The organism is Pseudoalteromonas sp. Angola-7, from assembly GCF_028599255.1.
In the GTDB taxonomy this organism is placed as follows: Bacteria; Pseudomonadota; Gammaproteobacteria; order Enterobacterales; family Alteromonadaceae; genus Pseudoalteromonas; species Pseudoalteromonas atlantica.
Genome location: NZ_JAQREL010000009.1, coordinates 131926 through 145116, shown reverse-complemented (window position 1 = coordinate 145116; position 13191 = coordinate 131926). Strand labels below are relative to the sequence as shown.

11 protein-coding genes are annotated in these 13191 nt (G+C 41.6%); 10 read left to right on the top strand and 1 reads right to left on the bottom strand.

What is annotated here, in order from left to right; translation table 11 throughout:
- Positions 1–16: 16 nt before the first annotated feature.
- The 10 genes from tsaE (at position 17) to PSH50_RS13410 (ending at position 10920) form a co-directional block, all read left to right on the top strand.
- Positions 17–493: a tRNA (adenosine(37)-N6)-threonylcarbamoyltransferase complex ATPase subunit type 1 TsaE gene (gene tsaE, locus PSH50_RS13455; protein WP_054983237.1), complete on the top strand. Its 477-nt coding sequence runs from the start codon at positions 17–19 to the stop codon at positions 491–493.
- A gap of 170 nt (positions 494–663) precedes the next feature.
- Positions 664–2007: an N-acetylmuramoyl-L-alanine amidase gene (locus PSH50_RS13450; RefSeq protein WP_031289362.1), complete on the top strand. Its 1344-nt coding sequence runs from the start codon at positions 664–666 to the stop codon at positions 2005–2007.
- Positions 2008–2041: 34 nt separating this feature from the next.
- Positions 2042–3904: a DNA mismatch repair endonuclease MutL gene (gene mutL, locus PSH50_RS13445; RefSeq protein ID WP_273609729.1), complete on the top strand. Its 1863-nt coding sequence runs from the start codon at positions 2042–2044 to the stop codon at positions 3902–3904.
- A 10-nt stretch (positions 3905–3914) separates the two neighbouring features.
- The gene (miaA, locus tag PSH50_RS13440; protein WP_029772607.1) at positions 3915–4832 is read left to right on the top strand and encodes a tRNA (adenosine(37)-N6)-dimethylallyltransferase MiaA; all 918 of its coding nucleotides are present in this window, start codon (positions 3915–3917) and stop codon (positions 4830–4832) included.
- An 81-nt stretch (positions 4833–4913) separates the two neighbouring features.
- The gene (gene hfq, locus PSH50_RS13435) at positions 4914–5177 is read left to right on the top strand and encodes an RNA chaperone Hfq (RefSeq protein WP_004587665.1); all 264 of its coding nucleotides are present in this window, start codon (positions 4914–4916) and stop codon (positions 5175–5177) included.
- Positions 5178–5192: 15 nt separating this feature from the next.
- Positions 5193–6482 (top strand): ribosome rescue GTPase HflX, encoded by a 1290-nt coding sequence (gene hflX / locus PSH50_RS13430; RefSeq protein WP_024031472.1) that lies wholly within the window; start codon positions 5193–5195, stop codon positions 6480–6482.
- A 100-nt stretch (positions 6483–6582) separates the two neighbouring features.
- Complete coding sequence (gene hflK, locus PSH50_RS13425) at positions 6583–7755, top strand: FtsH protease activity modulator HflK (RefSeq protein WP_004587663.1); 1173 nt, start codon at positions 6583–6585, stop codon at positions 7753–7755.
- Positions 7756–7760: 5 nt separating this feature from the next.
- Positions 7761–8639, top strand: coding sequence for a protease modulator HflC (hflC, locus tag PSH50_RS13420; protein WP_004587662.1), 879 nt, complete (start codon positions 7761–7763; stop codon positions 8637–8639).
- 216 nt (positions 8640–8855) lie between these two features.
- Entirely contained in the window at positions 8856–10169 is a 1314-nt protein-coding gene (locus PSH50_RS13415; protein WP_004587661.1) for an adenylosuccinate synthase, read from the top strand.
- Between the two features lie 112 nt (positions 10170–10281).
- Complete coding sequence (locus PSH50_RS13410) at positions 10282–10920, top strand: tetratricopeptide repeat protein (RefSeq protein ID WP_121638237.1); 639 nt, start codon at positions 10282–10284, stop codon at positions 10918–10920.
- Positions 10921–11001: 81 nt separating this feature from the next.
- On the opposite strand, the gene PSH50_RS13405 is transcribed toward PSH50_RS13410, so the two are convergent.
- The gene (locus PSH50_RS13405) at positions 11002–12852 is read right to left on the bottom strand and encodes a sodium:proton antiporter (protein ID WP_096740241.1); all 1851 of its coding nucleotides are present in this window, start codon (positions 12850–12852) and stop codon (positions 11002–11004) included.
- Positions 12853–13191 lie beyond the last annotated feature (339 nt).

Genomic DNA, 13191 nt, shown 5'->3' with positions numbered 1-13191 from the left:
AATTTTTGAGGTAACAATGACGCGTAGTTTTGAAGCTCACCTAAATGATGAAATAGCCACAGTAGCAATGGGTAACAAAGTGGCTGCTATTATAGAGCAAGGTGCAGTAATTTATTTACACGGTGATTTAGGTGCAGGTAAAACAACATTTACGCGTGGTGTAGTGCAAGGCTTTGGCCACACTGGTAAGGTAAAAAGCCCAACCTATACGTTGGTAGAGCCATACGAACTGACACGTGCTAATGTATATCATTTTGACCTATACCGGTTAGGCGATCCTGAAGAGCTTGAGTACATGGGTATAAGAGATTACTTTTCTGAGCAGGCTATTTGTATTGTTGAGTGGCCAGAAAAAGGGGGAGAATTTATACCAGTTCCCGATTTAGATATTACCTTAAGTTACGTTGGCGATGAGCGAAAAATTGTTATGAATAGTGCCAGCGAGCGCGGAATAGCAATTGTCGAAAAGCTAACTAACCTAAACCCGAGTTAATATACTTACTAACACATTGAAATATAAAAGCATCAAAGTTACCTTTTTAGTTGGCGTACAAAATAGCAGCTTAAGGTAGATTTACTATCCAACGTTTAGGTTAATAAGCTAATAGCGGGTCAAGGCGCCCGCTCTCATAATAATAAATAGTTAAGGCAATGGTAGTTATAATGAATCGAGGTGTAGTTAAACTTTTTATTTGTTTCATAGTTTTCGCTGTGAGCTTACCGTTGTGGGCAAAAAATACCATAAATAGTGTACGAGTATGGCCCTCGCCAGATAGCACGCGGGTGGTATTTGATTTAGATGATAAGCCCGATTTCAGCTATTTTATGCTTAAAAACCCGAGTCGCTTAGTGGTCGACCTTGAAAACACCAAAGGGTTAAAAGTATTACCGAGTATTCCTTCTAAGCACAAAATTGTAAGCAAGCTGCGCTATTCAAAGCCTAAAAATAAACAAAGTGTACGTTTTGTATTTGAGCTAACAGCGCCTATTAAGCCGGTTATTTTTGCGCTGGCACCTACTGGCCCGTACAAAAACAGGCTGGTTGTGGATTTATATAATAAAAGTGAACCCGCAGTAAGCACTACACCTGCCCAAAAAGCAGCTAAAAAGCGCCAGTTAAGCCAAGAGCGAGACATTGTTATTGCAATTGATGCGGGCCATGGCGGAGAAGACCCTGGTTCTATTGGCCCCTCTGGTACGTATGAAAAAACCATTACCCTGCAAATAGCTAAACGTTTAGAGCGTATGATTGACGGCGAACGTGGCATGATTTCGCGCATGGTAAGAAGTGGCGACTACTTTGTTAAGCTTAATACCCGTACCAACCGAGCACGCCAGAAAAAAGCCGACTTTTTAGTGTCAATTCATGCTGATGCATTTACCAGCCCTGGGCCAAATGGTGCTTCGGTGTGGGTGTTATCGCTTGGTCGCGCTAATTCTGAGATTGGTAAATGGATAGAAGATAAAGAAAAACACTCAGAGCTTTTAGGTGGTGCAGCTGATGTAATTAAAGATGCTGCTAACGAAAAATACCTCGCGCAAGCGCTACTTGATATGTCGATGGACCACTCAATGAAAACGGGGCTTAGTGTGGCCGAAGAAGTAGTAAAAGAGCTAAAAAAGGTCGCTAAATTACATAAAAAAGATCCACAACATGCAAGTCTTGCCGTATTAAAGTCGCCAGATATCCCTTCCATTTTGGTTGAGACAGGTTTTATTTCAAACCCCCGTGAAGAGCGCATGTTAAAAAGCGCTAATCATCAGGAACGCTTAGCTAAAGCGATGTTTACGTCTATAAAAAATTATTACTTAAAAAACCCACCTGATGATTCGTTATTTGCAAAGCTTAAATCGCAGTACCCAACTAAGCATAAAGTTCGCCCAGGTGAATCGCTAAGTCTATTAGCGAGTCGGTATGGCGTTTCGGTAGCCAAATTAAAGCAAGTTAATCAACTACGCTCAAACACCTTGTTTATAGGTCAAGAGCTGGACATACCGCAGAGTTGATGTTTATTAAACCTGTACACGTATTAGGGGCCTCATGAGTATTCAAATATTACCTGCACGATTAGCTAACCAAATAGCGGCAGGTGAAGTGGTTGAACGCCCGGCTTCAGTGGTTAAAGAATTAGTAGAAAATAGCTTAGATGCGGGCGCAACGCGTGTGCAAATAGACATAGAGCGTGGCGGTCACAAGCTTATTCGTATTCGTGATAATGGCTCAGGTATTGGCAAAAATGAGCTCACTTTAGCGCTTTCACGCCATGCAACAAGTAAACTTAAATCACTCGATGATTTAGAAAACATTTGTTCTTTAGGCTTTAGAGGGGAAGCGCTTGCATCTATTAGTTCGGTATCGCGTTTAACGCTTAGCTCAAAGCCCAAAGCACAAGATGCCGCGTGGCAAGCGTTTGCACAGGGGCGCGATATGGACGTGCAAGTAAAGCCGGTAGCCCACCCAGATGGCACAACGATAGAAGTTAAAGATTTATTTTTTAACACCCCAGCAAGGCGCAAGTTTTTACGCACCGAAAAAACCGAATTTAGCCACATTGATGAGCTTATAAAGCGTATTGCACTGAGTCGTTTTGATGTGTCGATTACACTGACGCATAACCAAAAGGTAGTTAGGCAGTACCGTGCTAAAACCGACCCAAATCAAGCGATTACTCGGGTTGCGCAAGTTGCAGGTAAAGCCTTTGCTGAGCAAGGATTGCATATTCAATCTGGTGAAAGTGGTTTACAGCTACATGGTTGGGTATTGCCAGTGGGATCAGCTAATACCACGCAATATACATATGTAAATAATCGCATGATGCGCGATAAGCTAATTTTACATGCTATTCGTCAGGCGTTTGAAGAGGTAAGTGGAGCGCAAGAACTCCCAGGTTTTGTTATTTATATTGATATTGACCCAAGGCAAGTGGATGTAAATGTTCATCCTGCAAAGCACGAGGTGCGTTTTCATCAAGGTCGGTTAGTGCACGACTTTATATTACAGGCGATTAAGCAAGTAGTTGTGCCTCTACAAGGCGAATTTGCAACTAATCAAGCGCCCACAGACGATTACCAATCCTCAGCGTTTATTGAGCAGCCAAGTCATGCGGCTAATAACCAGCCAGTTCAGCAGGGGTATGATTACCCTAAGTCACAGTTGCAACCAATAGATTCACAAAACGGTAGTTTTACTAGTCGTGCCCCCTCTAATCGCGCAGGGTCAGGGAATGGCGCTGCGGGGTATGCTTCACCGTCTCAAAAACATGTTGCAAATCATCACGATGTAAATGCATTTTATCAAGGGGTGAGTGAGCAACAAGCCGCTCATTTTGAGCATAGTGTATTAGCGCAACCCGTTATTGATGAGAGCGCTGCACACGCATTAAAAAGTGTGCAGGTATTAAATGTAAATAAAGGCGTGTGTGTATTTACTCAGCAGCAGCAGTTATTTTGTTCACACTATAAGCATGCACTTGTTGATTACTGGCATGCACAAATAAAAGAGCTGGGTAATTTAGAGGGTAAAGCCCTGTTACTACCAGTGAGGGTTAACCTTGAAAAAGCTGACTGCGAACTAATAGCTCAGCAGCAATCGTGGTTTACTTTATTAGGCTTTGAGCTAGTTATTGAAAAACAGTTTGTGATGGTTAAAAAGCTACCCACGTGTTTATATTTACTTGAAGTATCAGCTGCAGTTGAAAGCTTGCTTGGCGCATGTAAAACACAGCTCAACGAGTTACAAGCGTGGCTTACATGGCAGCTTAGTTGTGTACCAGAACGCTTTTATGAAAGTAATGCATTTATTGAATTACAAATTAGCTTACAAAATAATCCGCAAACAATTGAACGTTTAAAAGAAAAAGCAGTTAAAATAGACCTAGAACACTATTTAACGCAATTAAATTAAGGTACCCGTGTTGAGCAATTTACCGGTCATATTTTTGATGGGCCCAACCGCAGCTGGTAAAACGGCGTTGGCAATTTCACTGTGTGAGCACTTAAATACAGAAATAATCAGCGTTGATTCAGCGTTAGTGTATAAAGGTATGGACATAGGTACGGCAAAGCCCGATGCAGAAGAGCTTGCTCGTGCTCCGCATCATTTAATTGATTTACTCGATCCGAGCGAAACCTATTCAGTCGCCGATTTTAGACGTGATGCGATAAAAAAAATTGATGAATTCCATCAACAAGGTAAAGTACCAATATTAGTGGGCGGCACCATGATGTACTTTAAATCTTTAATTGATGGATTATCGCCACTGCCTGAAGCCTGCCCAGTCGTTAGAGCAGAGCTTGAAGCGCAAGCAAAACAATTTGGCTGGCCACATTTACATCAAGAGCTGGCTAAAGTAGATCCGCAAGCGGCCGACAAAATAAGTGAAAATGATTCACAAAGAATAAATCGAGCTTTGGAAGTTTACCGCATTAGTGGTAAAACAATGACTGAATTGCAAAAGCAAAAGCAGCCAACGTTACCTTATACTTTTCATCAATTTGCGATTGCGCCTGATGATCGCAGTGAATTACATCAGCGAATTGAAAAAAGGTTTAAAATAATGATAGAACAGGGGTTTGAAAAAGAAGTTTCGACCCTATATCTACGTAAGGATTTACACCCCAATATGCCTTCTATTCGTTGTGTAGGTTATAGACAAATGTGGGATTATCTTGCGGGTGAAGTAGACCATGATGAGATGGTTTTTCGCGGCATTGCTGCAACGCGTCAACTGGCAAAACGTCAGCTAACGTGGTTACGGAGTTGGCCTGATGTTACTTGGTTAACAACAGACGATGAAGAAAACTTGCATCGCGTAGTAAGTTCGCTAAGCTAGTAGTAGTTGCGAATTATTTATTTAATTAAATAAGTTCAGCTACTTAAATTATAATAACACCTAGAACGAAGGAACAATAACATGGCAAAAGGCCAATCGTTACAAGACCCATTTTTGAATGCACTACGTCGTGAGCGCATTCCAGTATCAATCTTTTTGGTAAATGGCATAAAATTACAAGGTAAAATTCAGTCATTTGACCAATTTGTTATTTTACTTGAAAACACTGTAAACCAAATGGTGTATAAACACGCAATTTCAACAGTTGTACCTGCTCGTGCAGTCAACTTCCAAGGTGTTCAAGGGAGCGATGACACTGAAGAGCAAGAACCAGGAAATATTTAATTAGGAGCGTAATGCTTGTTTGACCGCTATGAATCCGGCGAACAGGCAGTCTTAGTTCATATCGACTTACCTAAAGATGGCGATCGTGAAGATCTTCATGAATTAGAGTTGTTGGTATCTTCTGCTGGTGTTAGTAGTTTGGCGGTTGTGCAAGGCAGCCGCCAAGCACCACATCCGAAACTATTCGTCGGTACCGGTAAAGCAGAAGAAATAGCTGAGATTGTCAAAATCCACAATGCAGATGTTGTCATCTTTAATCATCAATTAAGTCCGTCTCAAGAACGCAATTTAGAGCGCGTTTGCCAATGTCGTGTACTTGATAGAACAACACTTATTCTTGATATTTTTGCCCAAAGAGCCCGTACCCACGAAGGTAAGCTACAAGTAGAGCTTGCTCAGCTTAGGCATATGTCTACTCGGTTAATCCGAGGGTGGACTCACCTTGAGCGACAAAAAGGGGGAATAGGTTTACGAGGCCCAGGCGAAACACAGCTTGAAACCGATAGACGTTTATTACGCGCGCGCATTAAAAATATTCGTGCCCGATTAGCCAAAGTGGCTGTACAACGTGAGCAGGGTAGACGTGCGCGTACGCGTAACGAAATTCCTACCGTGTCGCTTGTAGGGTATACCAATGCGGGTAAATCAACCCTGTTTAACCGTATAACAGACTCAGATGTATACGCAGCGGATCAGCTTTTTGCCACGCTTGACCCAACACTACGTAAACTTGATATAGGTGATGTTGGTTCGGTTATTTTGGCCGATACAGTGGGATTTATTCGCCACTTACCACATGACTTAGTGGCAGCCTTTAAAGCAACATTAACAGAAACGCGTGAAGCCGACCTACAATTACATGTAATTGATGTGGCAGACCCGCGCAGACGCGAAAACATAGAGGAAGTACAGTCGGTTTTAAAAGAGATTGAAGCTGATGAAGTACCGCAATTATTAGTTTATAACAAAATTGATGCGCTTGACGATGTAAGCCCACGAATTGATCGGGATGACCAAGGGCAGCCTATAAGAGTATGGTTATCTGCACAAACCGGCGAAGGGTGTGAGCTACTTAGCGAAGCAATAAGTGACCTGCTTGCTAAGAAAATGCTTAGTGGTACGTTATTACTTGCCCCTCAATATGGCCGGTTAAGAGCGTCTTTATTTAGCTTAAGTGCAGTCCATGAAGAGCGCTTTGATGAACATGGTAACTGGTTGTTGGATGTACGTTTACCTATGGTTGAATGGAACCGATTAATTAAAGAGTTTGGTCCTGAAATTGAGGGTTTTATCAATCGCGATTAAAAATTGGCATATAAATGTCGGTTTTTGTATGAGAAACGCGGTAGATTTGATAGATTTAACACAATTTCCTAATTTATTTAGATAACAATGGAGTATAGCTATGGCCTGGAATGAACCGGGTAATAATGGCAATGACAAAGATCCGTGGAACAATAAAGGCGGACGTGATCAAGGCCCACCTGATTTAGACGAGGTGTTCCGTAAGTTTAGCAACAAGTTAGGCGGCATATTTGGCGGTAAAAAATCCGGCAATAATAGTGGCGGTGGACTTGGCGGAGCCGGTATTTCATTTATCCTCATTATCGCCGCAATTGTGTGGGCGTTAAGTGGTATTTATACGGTTAAAGAAGCCGAACGTGGTGTGGTACTGCAATTTGGTAAGTATGACCGTATTGCAGAGCCAGGCTTACGCTGGAAAATGACCTTTATTGAAACGGTTATTCCCGTAGATATTGAAGCTGTACGCTCATTATCTGCATCTGGGTTTATGCTAACGGAAGATGAAAACGTAGTAAGCGTTGAGTTTGAAGTGCAATACCGTGTTATTGACCCGTACCTTTACAAGTTTAGCGTAACTAATGCTGATAACAGCTTAGAAGAAGCACTTGATAGCGCGTTACGTTACGTTGTTGGCCATGCAAAAATGGACCAAGTACTGACTAATGGCCGTGAAGTTGTTCGTCAAAATACGTGGGATGAGCTTAATAAAATCATCGAACCGTATAACTTAGGTTTAATTGTGACCGATGTGAACTTTAAAGATTCGCGTCCACCAACTGAAGTAAAAGATGCATTTGATGACGCTATTGCCGCACAAGAAGATGAAGAGCGTTTCATCCGTGAAGCAGAAGCGTATGCACGTGAAATTGAACCGCGCGCGCGTGGTCAAGTAACACGTATGACGCAAGAAGCAGAAGGTTATCAAGAACGCATTACACTTGAAGCACAAGGTGAAGTGGCTCGTTTTGAAAAGCTATTACCTGAGTATCAAGCAGCTAAAGAAGTAACGCGCGAACGTTTATACATTGATGCTATGGAAGAGGTGCTTAGCAGCAGTTCTAAAGTCATTGTTGATGTTAAAGGCGGTAACAACATGATGTACTTACCACTTGATAAAATTATGGAAAAGCAAGGCACTGCAACACGTGTAGCTTTACCAAGCTCAAGTGATATTCAAGATTTACGCAATAAAGTAAATACATCACGAAATAGCACTGTGAATAGCGGTAATGACCGTTTTAACAGTGATCGCTTTAACAATAACGGGAGATAAGCGTAATGAAAAACTTTAGTTTAGTCATACTATTAGCTGCCATTGTTATGTCTTTCTCTGCGGTATTTGTAGTACCTGAAGGGCAAAAAGCGATTGTGTTGCTATTTAGCAAAGTTGAAAAAGACAGTGAAGACAAAGCCGTTGTATACAGCCCAGGCCTTCACTTAAAAGTACCATTTTTTAGCCAAGTACGTCGTATTGATGCACGTATTCAAACGCTAGATGGCACGCCAGACCGCTTTGTAACAAGCGAGAAAAAAGACTTAATTGTTGATTCGTTTGTTAAATGGCGCGTAAACGACTTTAGCGCATTTTACCTTCGTGCTCGTGGTGATAAGCAATACGCTGAAACACTACTAAAGCAAAAAGTTAATAATGGTCTGCGTACTAACTTTGGTACGCGTACTATTCGCGAGATTGTATCGGGTGAGCGTAGTGAGCTAATGGAAGAGGCGTTAGTACAAGCTTCTGAAAGTGCGCGCGAGTTAGGTATTGAAGTACTTGATGTGCGTGTTAAGCAAATTAACTTACCACAAGAAGTGAGTAGCTCTATTTACCAACGTATGCGCGCTGAGCGTACAGCTGTTGCAAAAGAGCACCGCTCGGAAGGTCAAGAAAAAGCGGAAACTATTCGTGCAAATGTTGACCGCCGTGTAACGGTAATGCTTGCTGATGCAGAGCGTAATGCGCGCTCAGTACGTGGTCAAGGTGATGCAGAAGCTGCCGCTATTTATGCTAAAGCATACAACAAAGATCCAGAGTTCTTTGGTTTTGTTCGTTCTTTAGAGGCGTATAAAAAGACCTTTAAAGATAAACAAGATGTTATGGTACTTTCACCAGATAGTGACTTCTTTAAATATATGAAAGGCGCTGCAGCGCAATAAGCGATGCCTTAATCATTTAAAAATTTATAAAGCCCCGCCTATGCGGGGCTTTTTGTTAAGTATAATTTAAAACTTTAAATTACTGTTATATATGTGGTTATTTAAAAAGTGTGATGGCCTAAAAAATACGCGCAGAAAAAATAAGCTGAACAGGGGTGATCTTTACTTCAGTTTTCTGGTAAAATCTCGTCCTAATTTTCTCGAAGTGAATTTACAATGGGTAAAAACGTTGTTGTATTAGGCACCCAATGGGGTGACGAAGGTAAGGGTAAGGTTGTTGATCTCCTTACAGACAAAGCATCTTTAGTAGTTCGATACCAAGGTGGCCACAATGCGGGCCATACTTTAGTTATTGACGGTGAAAAGACAGTTCTACACCTTATTCCATCGGGTGTATTACGTGACAATGTTAAATGTGTGATTGGTAATGGTGTGGTTTTATCACCAGAAGCGCTAATGAAAGAAATTGGCATGTTAGAAGAGCGTGGCGTACCTGTACGTGAGCGTCTTTTAATTAGTGAAGCATGTCCGTTAATTCTGCCTTTCCATGTTGCATTAGATGTAGCTCGCGAAACTGCTCGCGGCGACAAGCCAATTGGTACAACTGGCCGTGGTATCGGTCCTGCGTACGAAGATAAAGTAGCCCGTCGCGGTTTACGCGTAGGTGACTTATTCAATCCAGAATTATTCGCAGCTAAACTAAAAGAAGTACTTGAATACCATAACTTCACTTTAGTTAACTACTACAAAGTAGATGCTGTTGATTTCCAAAAAACGTTTGATGATGCAATGGCTGTTGCAGACATCTTAAAAGCAATGGTTGTTGATGTAACTGAGCTTTTAGATCAAACACGTTTAGCGGGCGAACACATTTTATTTGAAGGTGCACAAGGTACATTACTTGATATCGATCACGGTACTTACCCTTATGTAACCTCTTCAAACACCACTGCTGGTGGCGTTGCGACTGGTGCTGGTTTTGGTCCATTAAACCTTGATTACGTGTTAGGTATTATTAAAGCGTACACTACACGTGTTGGTTCTGGTCCTTTCCCTACAGAGCTTTACGATGGCCTTGAAAAACAAGACCCAGTGGGTAAGCACTTAGGTGATAAAGGTCATGAGTTTGGCGCGACAACAGGTCGTTTACGCCGTACTGGTTGGTTAGATGCTGTAGCAATGCGCCGCGCAGTTCAAATCAACAGCATCTCTGGTTTTTGTTTAACTAAGTTAGATGTTTTAGATGGTTTAGAAACGCTTAAAATCTGTACTGGTTACCAGCTTGAAGATGGCACAGTGACTAATGTAACGCCATTAGCTGCTGAGGGTTACGAGAAAGTAACACCAGTATATGAAGAGATGCCAGGTTGGTCTGAAAACACAGTTGGTGTAACTAGCCTTGAAGGCTTACCAAAAGCTGCGATTGACTACATCAAGCGTATCGAAGAAATCACAGGTGTACCTGTTGATATTATTTCTACCGGCCCAGATCGTGTAGAAACAATGGTACTTCGCAACCCGTTTGCTTAATCACCATTAGTTTAAAAAAAAGCTGCTTTTTGCAGCTTTTTTTATGCCTAAAATTCACCTTGGAACGATCTTTGTATATTATTTGATAAGTTTTATTTTATACGTGGTAAACATGCGCCTATCTATCTGTAACACTTTTCTAGCGTCTTTGCTCACTCCGTTACTTTTATCTATAAGTAGCAATGTGTTAGCTGAAGAAACGCCCGCTGCGGTGCCGCTTTATACCGAACCGGAGCTGATTGCACTAATAAATAAAAATACACATTTACAGCGTGTAAAGGCAGACGATTGCCAATTAGTACAAGATATAGAGGCAAGGGCCAATAAAATGGCGCTGCCATCTTACCAATTTTTATATGGCGATATGCTGGCATATAACGTGTGTGTTGAGCGCAATGTGGAATTAGGTGTGTACTACATGCGTAAAGCGGCTGAACAAGGCTTAGCGGCTGCGTTAGAGCAGCTTGGACGTTATTACGACACGGGTCGCTTAGTGCAGCAAGATAAAGCTATGGCCATTACCTACTTACGAGAGGCCTCAGCGCAAGGGAACTTAAAAGCACAGCTAAGGCTGGTTAAGCTTTTTAATGCAGGCTACGGAAGCCCACGTGACTTTGAAGATGCGTATCGCTGGTTATTCAATGCCATGGTGGCAGATAAAGCAACCCATAAAAAAATTGAGCGTGCGCTTAGCTTACTCGCTCAAAAAATGCCCGATAGTGTTGTTGCCCGCGCCCGATTACCCATGTAAGTGCCGATAATGCACGCTATTTTTATAAAATAAAAAAGCCCTAATATTTAATTAGGGCTTTTTTGCAATAACGAAAAGAGGTTAGCTCTCTTCTTTAGTTTTTGATTTTGCGGGGTCTTTTAATACCGACATTTTTGGCGGTTGAAGTGCAAATATACGCTCGCCCTCCTGCGGTGGCTTTTCCATATTACTGGTAAATGGGCGAAGCTTTACTGGCGTATCGTCGTCGTTGTCTTTATCACCTTTTAAAATAAACAACGGGATCGCTTCAGGGTTCATCTCTTGGTATTTTTCCCAATCAAATTCTTCTGAAATACGCGTCGCACTTACTTTACCGCCTTTAGCAATAATACTGCTTAGGCGAGCGTAAGAGCCATCTTCACCAAACAAAATTTGTCTAGATAGGAATGTTGCACTGTCTTTGTTCGCTTTAGCATGCGAGGTAGATGAGCGCAGTGAAAATACATTTTTTTCATTCAACAAGTGAGAAAAATATTGTACACCAAGCGCATTATGGTGGCGGTTAGGTGAAAGTGCTAATACCGTTCTTATTGTTGTGAGCGGCAAATAACGCTCAGCATGCTCTGATTGTGGGTTACCATAATAACAGGCAAGGCCGTCCATACGAGCCATTTTACAGTTCTCCCATGCGGGGTCTGATAGATGAACAGGAATGCTTTGCTCTTGTAAGCCTTTACCTATAGCGCGAGATACATGGTTTGCACCAATAATCAGTATGGTATTTGGAGAAGGTTGGCGCACGCCCAATAGTTTAGCAACAGGAATAGCAGTTAAGCTTTGCAATACCACAGTGATGATAATAACGGTAAATATTAACGGCACCATTTTTTCTGCATCAGCTACGCCAGCTTCCATCATACTTAGCGCAAATACCGAGCCAACAGCAGCTGCAACAATACCTCTAGGGGCTATCCACGATAGCACCAAGCGCGATTTCATTGGCAAGTCAGTACCAAAAGTAGATATGGCAATACACAATGGACGCGCTATAAATAACACCACTGCAAGGAATATAAATACGTCGCTGTCTAACATCATCAAGTCAGAAAGCTGTAGCCGTGCAGCAAGTAAAATAAACAGTGATGATATTAAAATCATCGATAAGTCTTCTTTAAACTCAAGTACAGAATCGATTTCTAAATCATTTTGGTTAGCAAGCCAAATACCAAATACGGTAACAGCTAATAATCCCGATTCGTGACTTAAGTGATTAGATACCGAAAAGCTAATAAGCACCAAGGCAAGTATGCCAAATTTATGTAGTTCAAACGGTAGCCATTCACGGCGCATAAGCTGTGTGGTGATCCAGCCCGCAACAACACCGATAGAAAGCCCTACGCCGACTGTTTTAACAAGTGCAACAATAGTGTGGCTAAGCACTTCTCCTTGGCCTACCAGCATGACTGCTTCAAATACAAGCACAGCAAAAAGAGCACCGATTGGGTCAATTACAATGCCTTCCCATCGTAATATCCGGTCAATATCTTGTGTTGGGCGCATCGAATTAAGTAAAGGGGCGATTACCGTAGGCCCTGTTACTACTAGCACAGCGCCTAATACTGCAGCCACCCGCCAGTTAAGCTCAAGTAACCAATAGGCACTTAAGCTTATTACCACACAGGTGGTGATCATGCCGATAGAGCACAGGTTGCGTACGACCTTACTTATGCCTTTTAATTCTCTAAAGTGCAAAGTAAGGGAGCCTTCAAATAAAATGACAGCCACGCTCAGTGACACAACAGGAAATAATAAATCACCCAGTAAAGCATCAGGGTCTAATACACCACTAAACGGCCCTAGCAATAAACCGGTAAGCAATAAGAACAAAATAGCGGGTACTTTAAACGCCCACGCTACCCATTGGGCAAGCACCGAACAAAGTGCGATACCGGCTATATAAATTGCTGACATAAATTAAGAATTCCTTATTTATCACAATGTGAAAAGTATAACTTTTGTTAAATATTAATACAGGGGTATACACGTGAAATGTTTAATTTGCTAATAAAATTTTAGCGCTTAATACAAAAATTGTAGGTTAAACTTATTGATTTATTTATAAAAATTGAATTAAAACTCAAAAATAAATATAACTCCTTGATTTTAAATGATTAACCGCTTAGAAGTGAGGCGTAGCTCTACATTAGAGTGATTTTTAGCCTTGATCTTACCCCTTGAAATGGCGTATTATATTTAGAGTTCAAACAATTAGTCATCTAAATATAATTTTGCAAAATAGCGGTAAGTATT